At 43.5% G+C, this 17182-nt stretch carries 19 protein-coding genes; all 19 read right to left on the reverse strand.

The window, feature by feature from the left end; genetic code table 11:
- Positions 1–369: 369 nt before the first annotated feature.
- The 19 genes from ACSC97_RS09625 to ACSC97_RS09715 all read right to left on the reverse strand — a co-directional run bounded on the left by ACSC97_RS09625 (position 370) and on the right by ACSC97_RS09715 (position 17118).
- The gene (locus ACSC97_RS09625) at positions 370–879 is read right to left on the reverse strand and encodes a hypothetical protein (RefSeq protein ID WP_436660642.1); all 510 of its coding nucleotides are present in this window, start codon (positions 877–879) and stop codon (positions 370–372) included.
- The gene (locus ACSC97_RS09630) at positions 879–1175 is read right to left on the reverse strand and encodes a DUF6527 family protein (protein WP_063454743.1); all 297 of its coding nucleotides are present in this window, start codon (positions 1173–1175) and stop codon (positions 879–881) included. The genes ACSC97_RS09625 and ACSC97_RS09630 overlap by 1 nt, the downstream gene beginning before the upstream one ends.
- Positions 1176–1682 (reverse strand): glycoside hydrolase family protein, encoded by a 507-nt coding sequence (locus ACSC97_RS09635; protein WP_317455369.1) that lies wholly within the window; start codon positions 1680–1682, stop codon positions 1176–1178.
- Positions 1672–1953, reverse strand: a complete 282-nt coding sequence (locus tag ACSC97_RS09640) for a holin (protein ID WP_058869409.1) — start codon at positions 1951–1953, stop codon at positions 1672–1674. Before ACSC97_RS09640 ends, ACSC97_RS09635 begins: the two co-directional genes overlap by 11 nt.
- A gap of 42 nt (positions 1954–1995) precedes the next feature.
- Entirely contained in the window at positions 1996–2538 is a 543-nt protein-coding gene (locus ACSC97_RS09645) for a DUF4376 domain-containing protein (protein WP_436660645.1), read from the reverse strand.
- Positions 2535–7280: a TipJ family phage tail tip protein gene (gpJ, locus tag ACSC97_RS09650; RefSeq protein ID WP_436660647.1), complete on the reverse strand. Its 4746-nt coding sequence runs from the start codon at positions 7278–7280 to the stop codon at positions 2535–2537. The genes ACSC97_RS09645 and gpJ overlap by 4 nt, the downstream gene beginning before the upstream one ends.
- A 54-nt stretch (positions 7281–7334) precedes the next feature.
- Complete coding sequence (locus ACSC97_RS09655; protein WP_436660736.1) at positions 7335–7916, reverse strand: tail assembly protein; 582 nt, start codon at positions 7914–7916, stop codon at positions 7335–7337.
- Entirely contained in the window at positions 7900–8649 is a 750-nt protein-coding gene (locus ACSC97_RS09660; RefSeq protein WP_436660738.1) for a C40 family peptidase, read from the reverse strand. Before ACSC97_RS09660 ends, ACSC97_RS09655 begins: the two co-directional genes overlap by 17 nt.
- Positions 8649–9446 carry a phage minor tail protein L gene (locus ACSC97_RS09665; RefSeq protein WP_436660649.1) on the reverse strand — a complete coding sequence of 266 codons (798 nt, stop codon included), beginning with the start codon at positions 9444–9446 and terminating at the stop codon, positions 8649–8651. Before ACSC97_RS09665 ends, ACSC97_RS09660 begins: the two co-directional genes overlap by 1 nt.
- 14 nt (positions 9447–9460) lie before the next feature.
- Complete coding sequence (locus ACSC97_RS09670) at positions 9461–9901, reverse strand: hypothetical protein (protein ID WP_436660651.1); 441 nt, start codon at positions 9899–9901, stop codon at positions 9461–9463.
- Positions 9895–10989 carry a reverse transcriptase domain-containing protein gene (locus tag ACSC97_RS09675; RefSeq protein WP_436660653.1) on the reverse strand — a complete coding sequence of 365 codons (1095 nt, stop codon included), beginning with the start codon at positions 10987–10989 and terminating at the stop codon, positions 9895–9897. The genes ACSC97_RS09670 and ACSC97_RS09675 overlap by 7 nt, the downstream gene beginning before the upstream one ends.
- 283 nt (positions 10990–11272) lie before the next feature.
- Positions 11273–11620 carry a diversity-generating retroelement protein Avd gene (gene avd / locus ACSC97_RS09680; protein WP_166166834.1) on the reverse strand — a complete coding sequence of 116 codons (348 nt, stop codon included), beginning with the start codon at positions 11618–11620 and terminating at the stop codon, positions 11273–11275.
- A gap of 70 nt (positions 11621–11690) precedes the next feature.
- Positions 11691–12941 (reverse strand): SUMF1/EgtB/PvdO family nonheme iron enzyme, encoded by a 1251-nt coding sequence (locus ACSC97_RS09685; protein WP_436660655.1) that lies wholly within the window; start codon positions 12939–12941, stop codon positions 11691–11693.
- Between the two features lie 20 nt (positions 12942–12961).
- The gene (locus ACSC97_RS09690) at positions 12962–13126 is read right to left on the reverse strand and encodes a hypothetical protein (protein WP_436660658.1); all 165 of its coding nucleotides are present in this window, start codon (positions 13124–13126) and stop codon (positions 12962–12964) included.
- 13 nt (positions 13127–13139) lie between these two features.
- Positions 13140–13304 carry a hypothetical protein gene (locus tag ACSC97_RS09695; RefSeq protein WP_436660660.1) on the reverse strand — a complete coding sequence of 55 codons (165 nt, stop codon included), beginning with the start codon at positions 13302–13304 and terminating at the stop codon, positions 13140–13142.
- A 121-nt stretch (positions 13305–13425) separates the two neighbouring features.
- Complete coding sequence (locus tag ACSC97_RS09700) at positions 13426–13767, reverse strand: phage tail protein (RefSeq protein WP_436660662.1); 342 nt, start codon at positions 13765–13767, stop codon at positions 13426–13428.
- A gap of 51 nt (positions 13768–13818) precedes the next feature.
- Positions 13819–14028 (reverse strand): hypothetical protein, encoded by a 210-nt coding sequence (locus tag ACSC97_RS09705; protein ID WP_436660664.1) that lies wholly within the window; start codon positions 14026–14028, stop codon positions 13819–13821.
- A gap of 2 nt (positions 14029–14030) precedes the next feature.
- A complete protein-coding gene (locus ACSC97_RS09710) occupies positions 14031–16664 on the reverse strand; it encodes a hypothetical protein (RefSeq protein WP_436660666.1) in 2634 nt (877 codons plus the stop codon).
- Positions 16665–16722: 58 nt separating this feature from the next.
- A complete protein-coding gene (locus ACSC97_RS09715; RefSeq protein WP_436660668.1) occupies positions 16723–17118 on the reverse strand; it encodes a hypothetical protein in 396 nt (131 codons plus the stop codon).
- Between the last annotated feature and the right edge of the window lie 64 nt (positions 17119–17182).

Here is a 17182-nt window from a genome sequence, read left to right on the forward strand (position 1 = left end):
GACCTCTACGATGTCAACGTAGTGTCTTTTTAGTAAAAACAATAGCTTATTTTAATATGGGACAATCTTGGTCTAAACGTGACTTTATCCACAAGTCTTAGAATCCTTGTGTAAGTTGATTATATCATCTATTTTGAAATAAAAAAGTGAGTGTGGAAAATGAAAAATTAGAAGTATCCATTAAGCAATCCATAATTAGGCTTAATGCTGCAAAATTAAAATCATTGAAATTAAAATATAATCGAGCTTTAAATTAACCCTCACCTAAGGGCTTTTTCAATTCACACACTGCACACAAACAATGATATTAACCTTTGTTGAAATCGAATGAGCTGTGCAGCCTGAAAGCAGGATACGCAGCTTGTTATTTTATTCTGGCCATACCTCGCTTAATCGTTCGACATCAATTGAGTGGCCATCTGCTTTTTCTGCCATGCTTCGATATTCTGCTGTGCAAGCTTCGAGTAACTCACCGTTGGTAATGGTGTACTCAATGATGGTTTGGCGGGGAGCTGCGGACAGACGTTTGTTTGCTTCACTGAGTTGCTTTGACAACCCATTAGCAGCCATGTCAGCGCTACGAGCGGCAGCATTTGCATCTTGTATTTTTTTAATCGCATTTTGTTCTACCTCAATATATTTATCCGACCAAGCCTTTTCAATAATGGCCTTCTGTACTTTGGCATTCGTGATTGCATCTTGATAGGGCTTAACTGCCTTATCGACCTCCTGCTGCACCTTACTTTTGCAATCGGCCTTAGCCTTGCTTAAATCACCAGCCAGTGAATTGGATTGCCATGTTTGAAAAAATCCATAAATCAAAAGCAAAATGATTAATGTCCAGCGCTTGTTGTTCCAAATCCAATAAAGTAACGGCATCAGAATTCCTCCACTTCTAGCAAATCAACTGTTTGCCCCGCCAATCCGTGATGGCAATCAGATAGGAATTGAATTTTTCCATCCGTGACAAAGGAATGGCATTGACTAGGGTGGCCTTGATTTACCATTAAGCTTGGGCTAAATGTTGGTTTCTCTAAATCGCCATTGAAGTCCCAGCGAATTTTGTGTTTTGGATCAACATGGAATGGATGCAAGGTTTTACAACCAGGGCATTCAATAAAATAAATACCGTTAGACTCAAGAAGCACATTGCTAACTTTTTTAAATTCATTCATCTACTGTGCTCCCATACATTTCGAGTGACGCTCAACTTGTCGTGTCCAAACGCCATAGCAATTGTTGGATCGTACAGAGCAATCACGTTTGGCCACATACTTCCATTTCAATAATGAATCACATGCCTGCTTGTACTTCCCCGCTTTCAAATTGCGAAGCATGGAAGATTGATTCCAATTGGCTTGGCCAAAGTTGTAGGTGAAGTCGAGATATACGTCATACTCGACTTGAGACAACTTCACGCTCTGGAGAGACTTTCGAAATGGAATTTCGTCTTTGGCCACATGTGCTTTTGCCCATTCCAATGCGGTTTTGCGTGAAATTGGTGGATCAGACATTTTAATCTTGGTGCCATCAGGCTTGGTTGTTGATCCGATACCTTGAGTCACAACACCACCAGTGTCTTTGTAAGGAACCGACACATTTCCCTCTTTGCTTTCTAAATTCCAAAAAAAAGCAGCCGAAGCTGCTAATCCTATTGCCCAGTATTTCGTCTTATTCGACATTGCATTCACCCTTAGCTTTACTCAGCGCAATCTGATGTAGTTGTTCGGCACGTTTGTTTTCTTGGCGCTTGTAGTACCAATTAATCAAGAAGCTCATAAAGCTCACTAATAAGCCTGCAATCGCTACTAACAAACCAATCGCTGTGATTGGATCTAAACCCAATAACTTCCCCGACAAGCCAGCAATTGATCCCCCTACTGCTGTTTTGGTTGAAATTGATGTAACTGCAGCACTCGCTTCAGCAATTGCTTGCCCTGTTGTTTCAGACATTTCGCCCCCTAAATTTTGGTAATAAAAAAGCACCCGAAGGTGCTAGAGTTGGATTGCTTCGACTTGCTCTTTTGTTTCGGCATCAAATATTAGCTGCCTTGCAATGCGCCCACGTTCGTGAACGCCTGCAATGTGGACCTGTAACGCTGCATAAAGCTCTTTAAGTTGCTGCGCTGTCAATTCAACTGTTGTGTTGTTAGCAAGGGTCCATATCTGATCTATCCCCGCAGCAGCAGCACCCATGATACGCCCTTGTGAAACCTGATCTGAGTCATAAGTATTACCTTCAAACTCAAAACCGCCGAACTCTAGTTGATCACGCTGATACTTTATTTCATTCCATTTCTGTGCTTTGATCTCACTTAGGGTGCGAGGGTCAATCCATTCTTTTGTTTCGTAGCTAAAGATATGATTTGGTGAGGGTTGTGGGGGTAAATCAACCCAATCCCCTTTACTAAAATACATATTTGGGTTGGGTGGATCTGCCAAGGCAATACAATCATCGGGTGTATTCAGATCGATCACTTCAGAGGGCGCACTAATCGATTTTATAATTTCGCCGTGCTTACTTACAATTACTGTCATTTTTTTAACTCCAAAACCAACATGCTTCTTGAACTAAAAACCATAGGGTTGGTAAAACTAGATCCATCTCCTGAAGATGTTATAAGATAACTAGCCTTAATACCTGTAATTGAGTTTCGGTTTCTCCCGATGGCTACCTTGAGTGTGTAGGTTGTATTTCCTGTAGCAGAACTAGCGTCAATGAAAGTGGGAATAGTGTAAGAGCCTGAGAACCTCATGGAGTAGGTTTGAACAGATGTTGGTGCCAAAAAATGCCGAGCTACTTCTGTGCCGTTTCTAAACACGCCAACAATTAAACTTACCATTGAACCAATCTGAGGGTTGGTTTTCCCGTCTTTGTAAGCAAAAACCCCAAAATCGTCCAATACAAGGCTACCACTTACGGCCACCTTTCCTCCTGTACGATTTAGCGTGATAGAAGCGAAATCATTATTGGCTGACCAGCTAAACCAGGCCTGAATAGCCGCCTCATCTAGCAAATCGCCGTTAAAATCAGGAACCCTGCTAATCTCTCCCCATGCTGCACCAATCGGAACAGTCACAGCATTGTCTTTAATCTTCAGTGTATCAACTTGCAAATCACCGATCTTCGCAGTAGTCACCGCCAAATTATCAATCTGCGCAGACTTCACAGCCAACTGCTTAATATGAGCCGTATCTATAGACGCATAGTCTATAAACGCAGACTTCATATAAGCGCCTACAGGGAAAACTGTATCTGTGTTTAGGTCTGTGTAGGGTGTAGTTCGGAAAATGAAAGGGTAAGATGCATTGTTGCCACTACCAATTGCGAAAGAATCAAAATTCACAATGAAATTAGACTCTATGCCATCGTTAGCACCACCCCATCCTGCAACTTTGCCGTTTACATCCAACTTGATGTACTTTTGCGCATATAAACCATCTACACTTTCGCTCATCTCCTGAATTGATGCGGTGTTTTGACCAACCGTGGTTTGCAGAGTACCAACCTGAGTTGCGGTAGCACTTTGCTGCGTGGTTAAAGTGCTGACTTGGTTTTGCACTGTCGCGATATTCTGTGTCGCTGTGTCAGCTTTGCCAAGCGCCTCTGTTGCTGTATCTTGCGCAACAGTTGTTGCTGCCTGAACGGTATCAACGCGACTAGACATCGCCGAATCGGCATTAGCTAAAACATCTAGCTCTTCCTGAATCGTAGCAATGCTTTGCTGTAAATCATCACCAACTTGTGCTTGAAGTGTGTCAATGCGACTACCCAGAGCAATATCCGCATCCGCGCGCGTTTGCTGCTCTACACGAATCAGAGCTTTTGCATCATCAACCTGACTTAATGCAGTGTTGATCTGCGTTGTTAGTGCAGAATCAGCATCAGCGCGTGCAGTTGCTTCAGTCTGAATTGATGCAGTGTTATCTGCAATCTGCGCAACGGTATTGTCAATGCGCTGACTTAAAGCCATGTCATTTTCAATCATTGCTGATTGCAAAGTCCATGTGCCCGCAAAGCCCTCTGTGCTACCAATAAAGTCATCAGTTGATCCGATTAACTTCGGATTGACCTGTGCATACACACCGTCAATCTTGGTTGTGTTTGCAGTCACTCGACCGTTAATTTCAGAAACATTCGCATTGGTTTGATCCAATGCGCCTGCACTAGCTTTAGTGCCAAGCTCAACAGTTAAAGCGTTGATCTGTGATGCATTAGCACCTGATTGATTTGCAGCAGTGTTCGCAGTAGATAAAGCAGTTGCAGCATTTTGATTTGCTGTGTCTGCTGTATCTGCCGCCTGATTTGCTACAGCACTGGCTTGTTGTGCAAGTGATGCCGCTGATCCCGCCTCGGTTGTTGCGGTTTCGGCTTTAGTTAATGCGGTTGCAGCGTTGGTTTTTGCTGTGTTGGCATTACCTTCTGCAACTGTTACACGGCTATCTAGCGCCTGAACTGCTTGCGTATTTGCAGATGTTGCAGTCACTGCTGTATTTACCTGCTGCTGAACATTTGCAAGCGCAGCGTCATTACTGGTTTTGTAGTTGTTCAAAGCATTTAGATTGGCAGTATCGCCAGACTGACGATCAGTGATTTCCTGTGTTAAGCCATCATCCAGGTCATTCACTGCCAAAATACGCGCCTGGGTTTCTTGTGCCAGGGCTGTATTTAGCTGATCAACTTCTGTCTGTACTGCCGCAACATTGTCAATCAAATTACCAATATCACTATCCAGGCCAGCAATCGTATCAATCTTATCGATTTTTGTTTGCAGATCCTGGTGAAGCTGTGTCTCGGTAATTTTCCCAGATAAAATTTCAAGCACTGCAGCTGCATCTGCAGATGTTGTTGCACCCGTCCATGCTGACCATGGTCCAATATTTCCGATTCGATCAATCAGACGACCACGGAAAAATCGGGTGAGATTTGGCTGCATACCTTGGATTACATGCGTATCAGTTGGATATGCAAATAGCCCAAGTGGTGCAGCATTTGCGCCATTAGCAGTACTTGCAATTTCAATTTCAGTATAAGCCGTATCGAGAGCACCAGTTGCTGGAAAATTCCAGTCCAGACGATAGCCGAACAAAATTCCTGTAGCAATCAGGCTTGCAAGTGCAGGCGGCTGCCCGATTTTTCCCTCAAGTGCAGTCAGGATTGAATAAGTTGGAAGTGATGCAATATCAAAAGCATTGATTGCTGTCACACGCGCCTGGTAATTACCAGCATAAATCCCCGCAACCTCAACAGAGTTATTGCCAGTAACTGGTAATTTAATCCAGCTACCATCATCCTTGCGCCACTCTACTTGATACTTTGTGGCACCTTGAGCCTGTGGCCAGGCAATAATCATGGTTTCAACTGATAAGCCTTGCTGGACCATAGTTTCAGATGTAATGGCTACAGATGCTACTGGTGCCTGAATAGTCGGGTTAATGATTGAAATCGGACGCTCATCAACAAAAGCCCCATAGTCAATCGCATCATATTTTGCCGACTCGTACTGAAGTGCTGTAATTGAAAACTGATGCTTCTCGTCTTGAGTAATACTCATAACACGGAATTTCATAGTCTTCAGATCTTGTGCATCAACAGCCCAAACATTCTGTGCAGCAACAGAATCAAATGGTACTGTAACAGTAATTAATCTCCCGATTTTAGATGATACAACTCGTACCTGTGCTTTCCCATCTTCACCGTTCACCACCAGGCGATCACCTGCACGGCAGACAACGTTATCACGGTCAATCGTAATGACCTTTCGATCTGCAGATACTGCAGAAATACGGCCGCCATTCGCACGACCAGAAAACAACTCATCTGCGATTTCGATAACTTTGCCAGGTTGTGGGATGTAGCCATCAAGACCGACCTTGAAAGAAACGGTTCGGGTCTCAAGCTGCTCAGATTTTAAAGCCCAAAGACCTGCTCGCTGCGCTTGTCCCTCTGATGTGCAGCCCCAGGCATCAATTTCTGCGATTCGCACACCCAGTTTTGCGATTGCTGGTTCATCCCGTACATAGACATACTCAGTCTTATAATGGTTGGTGGGATTGTCCCAGGCAACTTTAGCAACTGTATGACGGTCACGTGCACGTGTGCCTGAATATTCAAATATTCCATCAACAACATTGGCACGGGTATATGTGAAATATGTGTCTTGTGGAATATCTGCATCACAAACAATTGAGTTGCCATCCCAGTATGATATTGCCCGAAATACGCCGGCTAATTTTCCTAGAATTGAATAAGCATCTTCAGTGGTCTGTAAATATACATTGCAGGTAAAACGAGGCTCTTGCCCACCTTTACCATCATCTACCATTTGATCGCAGTACTGAGCCAATCGATACAAGGACCATTTATCCAGCATGGCAGATGTTAATCGACCGCCTAATGCATAGCGTTTTGCTGTACAAAGATCATAATAAATCCAGGCTGGGTTATTGGTGTAAGCACGTTTAAATGTTCCATCCCACATCCCGGTATATGTCCGGGAAACTGGATCATAATTTGATGGGACCTGCAGCTTGATGCCTTTTAAATCAACTGCAACTTTCGCTACATTTGAAAAAGCTTCTGCATCATATTGCAGCCCAAGTAATGCTGTATTTGGATAGCTGAATTTTAAGTCGATCACCTCGGTCATCGCATCAACGTACATTTTGTCGCTAATATATTCTGAAGCTGAATTGGGTGTTAAACGACGCACACGAATTGTCCAGCCAGTACTGGATCTGGGTAAATCAATGCGATGTGATCGCTCATAGTTTGTTGATGTTTTGTCTGAAATCTGAGTATTTAATACTTCAGCCCATGTGCTGCCATCGGTTTGAAGATCGATGGCATATTTAATTGTGATACCGTTTACATCACCATTATCTGCATTCTGTTCACGTAATGGACCCCATTTAAGGCGGATACGAACTGCATCAATATCCATATTTGAGATTGAGCGAACCCATGGTGTATCTGATTTTAATTCAACATTAATGCTGCTTTCAGATGAAATATCTGGAAATCCTTCAATATGGGACTGGTCATTCGTACCATGCCGAAAATCAGCAATTACTTCAAAGTTACTCCCGCCTGCTGGGTTTTGTAGCGGGGTTTCTTCAAGATAAACTGACTGCAGGCCATTGGCCAAGCCCTCTACTTCACCTTCAGACAGACCATATAAAATTTTAATCTTCGTTACAGACTGTGCCGAATCTGGTGCAATGACTGCTTTTCTGGCTTCGCCACTTCCTGCTTTTGCGCCTTTAATTACTGCATTCATACTTTCTCTCAAACAATAAAAAAGGCGCTATATGCGCCTGTATATTTCAATTTCTTAAATTAAGTCTTCAGGATATTGCCCAGCACTGGCGATAAACCCGCCGACTTCACGCTGACCATATAGCACCGGAACTGGATTTCCCTGGGCTGCTGTTGTGACAGCACCACCGAACCCCTTGTTCGCCTTGTTGCCATCCTGGTTTTGATCTTGGATACCATCCATTTTCGGCATAAGCATTTGAGCTACACCACCAACCATCATACCTATACCAGCACCAATTAATGCAGCACCATATGCAGATGTAGCACCAAATGTAAAATAGCCAACTGCCACCATTATCACGCCTAAAATAACTTGTAGAATTCCGTTATTACCACCGGCACCAACTACTCGCGGTACAATCTTGATCACCTTAGCATCAGTATGCATATCAAGTTCAGATTCGCTAATATTTTGCTTATCCTGAAATACCGCAAAGCGTAAGCTCTGCTCATGTGCATGTAGCATGAAATGCTCAAAGCCTGGAATCTGAACACATAAAGCACGCATCGCTTCACGGGTATTCTCAACATCAAGCTGGAATTCTTTACCAAATTTTTTAGCCAAAATTCCGTATAACTTAATTGTTTTTAGCATAGCGCACCACCTTTGCAACTCGTTCCTGCCACTGTTGACCAAAGACTTCACGAACCGATTTTCGACCATATGGATGATGTAAGATCAAAGCTGATCCAATGCATGATTCAGTTTGCTCAGACTTAAACATGCCGTTGTTACCAAGCCAAATCACTGCATGATTAACATGCTCAGTGCGACCAACACGGCAGAGCAAGACATCACCATATTGTGGCTGATCTACCTCAATAAACCCTGCCTGGCCAAAGCCTTCCAGATATAGTGATTTATTCTCTTTAGATTCCCACCAGCGATCCTGACGCTCAAAATCAATTAACTGAATGTCGAGTTCACGCTTATAAAAGTCACGAACAATGGCATAGCAATCCTGAATACCATGAATATAGTTACGGCCAACTAAGGGTGCTTTGTAGCCACAAGGCTCATATACCTGGAATTCAATCTCTGGCCACGCACAAATCACCCAGGGTTTTTTATGCAATTCTATTTGCAGCATATCCAGCTCCGAAGCACGAGCAGTAGCATTCGGGTGTGAGTGTACATAAGCTTGAATCTGGCCAAGATCTTCTACATTGGCCAGATCTTCAGGATGGATCTCGAATTGATCTTGATTTGAGGAAATATTGCGACATGGCACATAATAGTCATCAATAATTACCCCACAAGATTCAGATGGGAAACATTCTTCAGCATGTGCAAGAATGCCCGCCTTCAGCATTTCAGTTAATTTCATCATAGCAAACTCGACGCAGGATAGCCCCCAAAGCGGCCTTCATTTTTACGGATACGGCATGAAGATAGCCGTCCAGAACATCGATCAAACGCAGGATTGTCTGTTGGTTGATCCTTGTCAGTAAACATGGCCGCGCCAATGTACTGGCACTCTTCACCTCGATAGTTACCCATCGCACACCAATGACAATAATTCGATATCTGTCGGACCGGTATTTTCAAGCCTTCAAAATCAATTGGGTTAGACAGCTCAAAAGTGACTTGTTGGGCATTTTCTGAAGTCTTTTGCTCGATATACCACAGCTGTTCCTTGGCTTCATTTGATGCTGACAAGTTGCCGGCACTAAAATTTTCAGCATCAAGATACTTGGCCAGGGTTGTAATAACTTTAAGCTTTGCGCCGGCAAAATCACCGAGCTGTAGACAATAGGCAGAAACAGCCCCCTGAATACCATTGATATTATTTGACATGCTGAGTGTTGGTGCAGATGCTTTGCCATCGCTACGCATTTCAAGGCCTGAGACTTCAAGTGCTACTGGACTAAAAACCTCACCTTGCCAGATGATATCTCTGTACCAGGTTTTTTGTTCGCCATCACCATAGATCTCGCCAATCAACTCCGACTCATTCCCAAGCAGTTCACTTGAGCCAATGAAGCTATAAATTCGCTCCCAGTCAGCATGGGAAATATGGCCATGAAAACGTAAAATGCCCGCCCCAAGGGAGCGAACATCCAGTTCAAATAGCGTGATCAGACCATCTACATACAGTTTTTGAAAATCACTGTTCAGCGCCATTTAATCCTCCTGCACTAAAGTGCCAAAGCCTGAGTCCAAAGTGCATCTACTGTAGGCTTATCCATTCCCATCAAGTCAGCCATAACCAGCAAATTGTTACTATGCCGTTCAAACGTGGCTGCATCCTGCCATTCAACCTGAATGATTTGGCGCTGTGTTTGATCTGCGATTTGATTAATAAGCAGTTCAATATCTGCCAGGTTATAGCCATTCAGCACCAGGGCAAGCCGGAATTGCCGGCGAGTCAATGCCGGAACCGGTGGATCTTGATAAGTCACTGCCCAGACATATTCGGGATTAAACCCCGAAAGTGCATTCAAAATTTGCTGCTTATCATTCAATCCATTTAACAAATCAATAACACCATCAAATTCAGGCTCAATTGTAACAACACCGTTTTCAATCTGTAGTGTATGTATCTCGACACCATCTTTATTTGAGATAAGTTTTAGCATCTGCTTGAATCCTCTGCTTTGGGTAGTAAGACATAGCTCGTTATATTGCGGTCTATTTTTCTATAAAAAACTGCTTTGGCCAGGATTGACTTTCGTAGGCCATAACTTTGTGCATGTGAGGCATGGGCCAACCAGGATGTGATGGATGCTCTAATCCGATCAGCACTGATTTTCCCCTTGCTATACTGCTTTTTCATAAATCTGATTTTTCGGTGAATCCGTGAAATAGAGCTTTTACGCACACGCCGATGTGTTGGCCACATTTGATAGCCCAGGAAGTCTAGTGCCCGGCCATTTGTTGCGGAGACCGGAAAAATCTGGGTTTTAGCATTGGTTTTTAATTTCAGCTTTTCAAAGAGAAATCGCTCAATATCAATTCTCAAATGCCTGAGATGATCCTTGTCATGGTGAAAAAAGCAAAAATCATCCATATAGCGGATGTAATATTTTTCATTTAGGCGATGCTTTGCGTAGTCATCCAGCTCATGTAAATAAATATTTGCAAACAGTTGTGATGTCAGGTTGCCAATTGGCAACCCAACACCGCCTCCTGATGAATCAATAATTTCATTCAATAGCTTTAAAGTGGGCTTGCATGAGATTTTCTTTCTGATCAGATTTTTCATAACATCATGGTTGATGTTGTAAAAAAACTTGGAGACATCTGCTTTAAACACATATAGCTTGCCGTGAGTTCGCAATACAGACCGCATCATTTTCTGAGCCTGATCTGCACCAATATGTACACCTTTTGCCGCCCTGCAGGCATAGCTATGGTGAATAAACCGTTTTTCCCAGATCGGTTCGATCACCAGCAATATGGCGTGCTGAACAACACGATCACGAAATGGCAGAGCAGCAACATCTCTTTCCTTGGGTTCATAGACTTTAAAAGTTCGGTACTGGCCTGTTTTGTACATATTCCAGATCAATTCATTCTGCAGCTGGATTAGGTTCTCTTCCATATTTAGCTCAAACTTCAGCACCTCACTTCTATTGCGCTTTCCGCGTCTGGCTTTCATGTAGGCACGATGCAGGTTTTCAAAGTCATAAATCTGACTGAATAAATTGTTGTAAGTGATGGCCATGTGTACCTCAAAAGGAAACGGCATGGTTTTTCGCTATTGCTACTTAATCATGCCGTCAGTTCAGTTTTTTAGATTTTCATCTAAGGAGTGCGCATCCTTTTAAAGTGTTCTGCCATGACTCCCTTGAGAGCCAAGTTTCTGACACGCTCTAAGAGCTGGACGCGCCCCGATGTTCGTATTCGTGTTCGTACGGACGTTATTCAAGTTCAAGGCGAACACGCCAGCATTGGCTGCGTTGTTCCAATTGCCGCCACGGATGGGCACGTCGTTGTAACGCACACCCCTATTTACTGTTGCCAGCAAATGCTTTGATCCAGCCACCAATCATGCAGCCGATCTCGTTATTTAATCTTGCCCAGTGTTCATATTTCTTAAAATCGATATAACCTAATTCTTTTGAAATACGCACCTGGGCACGAAGTAGGTCCAGTTCTGCATCTAATTCCTGCAGGGTGGTTTTCTTGTGGTAGCGTTTATTGCAAACAACAATGAGCCGTAATATTTCCCACATTACATGCCTGATTTCAGCAGAAAGGACATGCTTTTCAGATTTTGGAAATTGACGTAATGCAACATAACCGTAGCTAATCATTTCTTCACATTTTTGTCTGATCAATAAATCGGTTGACACAATAGGCCTCTACAAAAATAAAATTAATAACGTGCGTTATCACGCACGTAAACAGATCACACGGACCGGATTACAGACTTACGAAAGCTGGACGCGCCCCGAAGATCGTATTCGCGCCCGTACGGACGTAACTCAAGCCCAAGGCGAACACGCCAGCACTGGCTGCGTTGTTCCAACCGCCGCCACGGATGGGAAGGGTTTCACCTGTCATGGATTTACCGAAGTAATCACTGTTGTATGAAGCGGTATTTTCAGTATGCGGATATAAGCACAATGCTTTCAGTCGAGCCAATGCAGCTGCGCTCACTGGATTAGTTGTAGACAAGTTGCGGATCGCACCAAAGCTAGCACCATTGATTGTGTAATCTGCTGTACCACCATTCGCATATTTCACTGTCCCGACTGTAGTTCCGTTGCCATCCGGTGTAACCAGATTGCCTGTTACAGCATCTATTGCTTTCCATTGCGCTGACGTTGCTGACATATCAATTGTATGTAGTGCTGCGTTATTGTCTGCAATAACCTGAATTTCACCGTTAAAAATACGCATTCCGGAATTCCATTCCCATACGTTACCAGACAAGTCTGCAATGCCGCTTGGCTTGCGGTTATGTCGCCATTCGACTGGACCTGAACCTGTAAGCGTTCGCGCTGCGCCTGCTGTATTGCCTAGATCAAGTCCGTCTTGTCTGCGTCCAATCAATAACGGATTTTCAGAACTGCGTCCGTAATACGTGTTGCCAAACGGTTGCGTATCGTTTTTATAGCAAGATAAGGCAATAGCTGACCATTCTGCATTTGTTATCAAGTGATGACCTGCACCGCAGGCGCGGGCGTATGTTAAAAAGTTGTCATAGTTAGTGCTATGGCTTGGGTCTACATTTGGCAGACTTAGCAACTCACCATTTACCAATCGCCCTTGATACGTGCCCACAAAGATTTCAGGCTTTTCTACACCGTCCACGATAAACGCTGGGTGTGTACCACTTAATGAAGCATCAATCGTACTCATATCGTACTTTTGAATAATATTCATATAAGTCGGTTGACCTTTTGCGGTATACAGTACGGTCTGCTCGCCTCCGGAGGCGAGTTCGACAGACTGACGTAATGAATCCTTAACCAGAATTGTAAGATTGGTTTTGTCTGTATCGATTCCCAATGCGGTTCGGGTTTTGTCTATAGTGAGAGTGCCGTCGGCCGCCCCAAGATGCGTATAAAGCTCATTGTCATTCGCTTGTAGTTTTGCCGAGCCTGAGCGGAACGTATCCCCACCTGCGCCAGTAGGTGCTGTGCCTTGATTAATTGTTTGTTTAGCCATAACGATTCTCGATAGTTAAATTAAGTTGCTACAGGTAGGCGATTTCCAATAAAGCCTTCTGTCGAGCCAATTAAGTAAGTTGTTGATCCGAGCAGCAGACCCTTATCCTTTGCTCCTTGCGCAAGCTGCTGAACACCTTTGGCAGTAAACCCACCCGCAAGCGTTGTGGTGCTTGATGTATTCATTTCTTCACCTATGTTATGTAGACACAGAGACGTATGCCTCATCTTCATGCGCAAGCCACGCCCACAAGGCCCCCAATCCGCCATCTGTATAAACTTTCTTGTCTTCGTGATAGGCCGTTAAGTCCGTTGGCTGAGTTTCACCAAATGCAAAACGGAAGTGATTATTGTGTGATTGCACGTATGCGGGGAGATTGGCGACCGATACTCGCACCGGTGTCTTGGTTAGCTTAATTCTTGCTGTTGGCATGATTTACACTCACAAAAAAAGCCCTCGATTGAGGGCATAAAATTGATTGAAGTTAAGGTTTAAAGTCTTGGGTGAAAGTGGTGGAGATGGACCACATGCCACCCCCCAAACTGATCGGCATATAATCTCCCGCCACCACACGAACCTCGCCATCCAATGGCGAATCCCATAGAAATGAGTCAGATCCCTTGTGCGCATCAAAAAAGGCTTTAATCTCTAAAATCAAAGCCTTTTTGCCAGTCCTTTTGTATACCCAAGTAGATGATCGGTTGTTAATCCCGATGCTCGTTCGCTGTGTGTATCCATCGCCAAAACTGGATTGAAGGACTTTAAAGCTTGAAGTTTGGGAGTTTCCGTCTAAGTCATTACACCATGTGAATTTTTGATTGCTCATAAATTGCATCCAATAAAAAACCTCCCAGAGGAGGCTTTCACTTATTAGGTTTTAATCATCCAGATTGCTTGTTATGACGCTAAATACACCATTAATAATCGCCGATGCTTCTTGCGCATCAGGTCCTAACCCCTTTCGTAGTTTAAATTCCGATTCAGCCATATACTCCTTAAACCCTTGCTCATCAATTACACCCTGCTGAATTAGGTGCTGAACAACCGATCTAATTGCATAAATAACCACTTCATTTTCTGGTGACATGTCTAACCTCTCGCTAATTTATAAAGCACACCGCCCTGACGGCTCTCACGCCTAGCCCAAGCATCCATCATGTTATTAAGGCTTTGTGCGATTTCCTTTTGACCTTCAGTGTCTACTTTAGCACCACCATCAGCAAAAGTAATGGATTGTGAAATCTTCACATCCCCACCTGAACCTCCGCCATTCGCAAGATAGTTTTTCAAATCAGCATTCGTCCGACTATCAACAACACGTTCACCTTTATCTAGCAACCATGTACCTTCTTTCGGGATGTTGTCGATACCGTCGTGGGCCATGCCCATAGGTGTTGCAGCTTCGATTAGTGATAAGAAAGATCCCGACTCAAGAGTTGCGAGTGCAGCAGCTCCCATCTTTTGCCATACAGTACCTGGCTCATTGGCATATGCATCAGAGGCAGACTTCCAGACATTCATGCCCGCTTGAGCAAGATAAAAAGACTTCTGAGCAAAGAATAATGCCTGATACGCACTAGACGATTTACCCAGCATTGAGCCAAAAAAACCACTTAAAGAATTAAGATATTCACCACCATAGCCAGCTTGTAGGGCAATACGATCACGCTGATATTCTTCCTCAGTTATCAACATTTGATCACGAGCCTCTTTTAAAAGATCAATATCTCGCTGGTACTGAGACTCGGGCTCAAAACGATATTGATAATCCGCCCAAACATTTTCACGCTCCGCATTTTGCTCCATGCCTTGCTGCATGTTTGCCTGCTTGATCATTGCGTCTTTAGTTTCAGGGGAATAGCTTGCAGTATTGAGAATTTCCTCCCGCACTAATGCGTAATACTGTTCAGCGTATTCAGATGCAGACATCCAAAGTTGTTTTGTTTGAAGCAACTCTTTGGCCTGATTAATTTCAAGCTGTTTTTTCTGATAAGCATACTGTTCATCGAGAAATTTAAGCTTTGCCTCCTTAACCACACCGCTAAATTTTGTACTGTTTTCTGCAATCTCACGGTCTTGCTGGTACGCATATTCGAGCTTTTTCAGTTCGCTCCACTTATATTCGTTTAATTCAAGACTAAGGGATTTAAAGTATTCTGCACGTTCAGCATCAAATCGCATTTTTGCTAAATTGGTAAACTTAGATTGATCCGCAGACGTAAAACCGGCATTTAGAATACGCAGTAACTCATCATTCTCTGTCGAGTTTATATTTTCAAATTCAGTCGAGTAGGTTGTGGTAATTTGATCTCGTTCGCGCGCTTGCTGCTGCCTAACTCGCTCCAACTCTTTTGCATGCTTTTCCGCTGCACTTGCCGCCTTTTCAGATGCCTTGGCATTTTCTTCAGCCTGCTTGGTGTTAGTTTTTAAACCACTAGAAGCTTCATTAGCCGCCGCTCCGGCCTTATAGTAAACCTCGGCCAGATTATCCATCTTAGGGGCTGCTGAATCAAACATACTCGCTGCACCGCGAACTGTTTTATCTAGGACAGCAAAAGAACTTGTGATGCTCTGCTGAGCAATACCTACAGAACCCGTAATACCACCCACAAGCGCCATACTCTTCCCAATAAAACCGTCTGCATTCCAGACAGCCATGGCGGTTCTACCAATATTTTTTGATTGAGCCAAAAAGGTTTTAATTTGATTAATGATGATTTCAATTGCACCAGCCACCCCAATAACCACAGCACCAACACCTTTTGCAATTGTGCCTACCGCAGCTAGTGTGGTATTGAATTGAGCGCCATTTTTACTACCTTCTAGAAAGTGGGAAAGCAAAATGCTTAGCACTGGCATCACTTGGGTTGCTAGCTGGGATTTAAATCCTTCAAAACGTGTTTGTAGTGATTGGGTTTGCGCAGCAAGCACCCTAGATTGCTCCATAGCCTCTTTAGATCTCAATACGCCGGCCTGCTCCAAGGCTTCATCATACTCTTTGAGCAACTGACCACTTTCAGCAAAAACCGGAGCAAGATTACCCAAATCACTAGCCAGGCTTTCAAAGACAAATCTTCGCTCTTGTTTTGATACATCCAAAGTATCCAGTTTGTCACTAATGGCTTGAATCGCCTCAATACCATCTTTGCCCTGTAGCGTTTTAGCAAAAGACCGTATTTGGTCTTCAGTCATTTTGGTGTTGTTTTTTAATGCATCAAAAAAATCAGCAGCACCCCCGCCTTCCGTTGCAGAGAATTCTCCTAGTTTTTCTTGTGTATCCGCAAGTATAGAGGCTAACTGATCTTGAGACACACCAAACTGTAATGCTGCATGTTCAAGGGTTTGAAAGCTCCTAACACTTGTATTTGCACGATTAGCCAATATTTGAAGTTGAGCGTCTGTCTTGGCTATTTCTATTGCCATTTTAGAAAGAGCACCCATAGCGATAACAGTACCACCAACAGCCATCCCTGCAAGCGCAGCTCCTGCCAATAAGACTCCGCCCCTCACCGACCCTAGCTTCCCGGTAAAATTATCTATTACTGAACCAATTTGGGTGCCGCCCAGTGCATCCACAACCTGTTGCTTAAACCCTGCAAAAGCCTTATTCATATTGTCGGTGGTTTGTTTGGTTTTGCGCTCAGCTTTGGTCATACCTTGCTCAAAGGAGCCAAGCTTTACCAATAAATCAAGGGTCAATCGACCAAGGGATGCTGCTGCCATAACTTTTCCTCAGGCAATAAAAAACCGCCAGAAGGCGGTTATGTTTGTAACTATACTCTTAAGAGGCCATGCATGCTAAAAAGTACTTATTAGCATATTCCACGGATGCCTTATCTAAATCTTTGCCATTCAATCCCATAGGGTATTGAAATGCATCATTTATAATATGCTGCATTGCTTTTCTAACATTCTCGTCTTTAGCATCGATTGTTTTATACATTTGTGCGGCAGGAGCCCCACGCTGTCGAGCATTAAATGTGCTTTTTGCAAATCGAGATGCAGCTTCGCAAAACTCTTGTTCAACAGAAGGGTCTACTTGTTTTTTTAGCTTTGCTTGCTTTTGAATGCTTGTAAAAGAACCATCCGCAAGAATTATTTCGTGCTGAAAGCTTGTATCCTGCCCATGGGCAAAAGTTCCCATTACAATCAAAGCCAATAAAATAATTTTCTTCATATCTAATCCCTTCAATATTTAGGACAAGATACTAATTCCGGCACAAAAAAACCACTCCGAAGAG

This window comes from Acinetobacter sp. P1(2025) (genome assembly GCF_051390655.1).
Lineage (GTDB): Bacteria > Pseudomonadota > Gammaproteobacteria > Pseudomonadales > Moraxellaceae > Acinetobacter > Acinetobacter junii.

Excerpts from the sequence above, each read along its gene's own strand:
- ACSC97_RS09625 (WP_436660642.1), bottom strand. The coding sequence starts at position 879 with ATGCCGTTACTTTATTGGATTTGGAACAACAAGCGCTGGACATTAATC.
- ACSC97_RS09630 (WP_063454743.1), bottom strand. The coding sequence starts at position 1,175 with ATGAATGAATTTAAAAAAGTTAGCAATGTGCTTCTTGAGTCTAACGGT.
- ACSC97_RS09635 (WP_317455369.1), bottom strand. The coding sequence starts at position 1,682 with ATGTCGAATAAGACGAAATACTGGGCAATAGGATTAGCAGCTTCGGCT.
- ACSC97_RS09640 (WP_058869409.1), bottom strand. The coding sequence starts at position 1,953 with ATGTCTGAAACAACAGGGCAAGCAATTGCTGAAGCGAGTGCTGCAGTT.
- ACSC97_RS09645 (WP_436660645.1), bottom strand. The coding sequence starts at position 2,538 with ATGACAGTAATTGTAAGTAAGCACGGCGAAATTATAAAATCGATTAGT.
- gpJ (WP_436660647.1), bottom strand. The coding sequence starts at position 7,280 with ATGAATGCAGTAATTAAAGGCGCAAAAGCAGGAAGTGGCGAAGCCAGA.
- ACSC97_RS09655 (WP_436660736.1), bottom strand. The coding sequence starts at position 7,916 with ATGCTAAAAACAATTAAGTTATACGGAATTTTGGCTAAAAAATTTGGT.
- ACSC97_RS09660 (WP_436660738.1), bottom strand. The coding sequence starts at position 8,649 with ATGAAATTAACTGAAATGCTGAAGGCGGGCATTCTTGCACATGCTGAA.
- ACSC97_RS09665 (WP_436660649.1), bottom strand. The coding sequence starts at position 9,446 with ATGGCGCTGAACAGTGATTTTCAAAAACTGTATGTAGATGGTCTGATC.
- ACSC97_RS09670 (WP_436660651.1), bottom strand. The coding sequence starts at position 9,901 with ATGCTAAAACTTATCTCAAATAAAGATGGTGTCGAGATACATACACTA.
- ACSC97_RS09675 (WP_436660653.1), bottom strand. The coding sequence starts at position 10,989 with ATGGCCATCACTTACAACAATTTATTCAGTCAGATTTATGACTTTGAA.
- ACSC97_RS09685 (WP_436660655.1), bottom strand. The coding sequence starts at position 12,941 with ATGGCTAAACAAACAATTAATCAAGGCACAGCACCTACTGGCGCAGGT.
- ACSC97_RS09690 (WP_436660658.1), bottom strand. The coding sequence starts at position 13,126 with ATGAATACATCAAGCACCACAACGCTTGCGGGTGGGTTTACTGCCAAA.
- ACSC97_RS09700 (WP_436660662.1), bottom strand. The coding sequence starts at position 13,767 with ATGAGCAATCAAAAATTCACATGGTGTAATGACTTAGACGGAAACTCC.
- ACSC97_RS09705 (WP_436660664.1), bottom strand. The coding sequence starts at position 14,028 with ATGTCACCAGAAAATGAAGTGGTTATTTATGCAATTAGATCGGTTGTT.
- ACSC97_RS09710 (WP_436660666.1), bottom strand. The coding sequence starts at position 16,664 with ATGGCAGCAGCATCCCTTGGTCGATTGACCCTTGATTTATTGGTAAAG.
- ACSC97_RS09715 (WP_436660668.1), bottom strand. The coding sequence starts at position 17,118 with ATGAAGAAAATTATTTTATTGGCTTTGATTGTAATGGGAACTTTTGCC.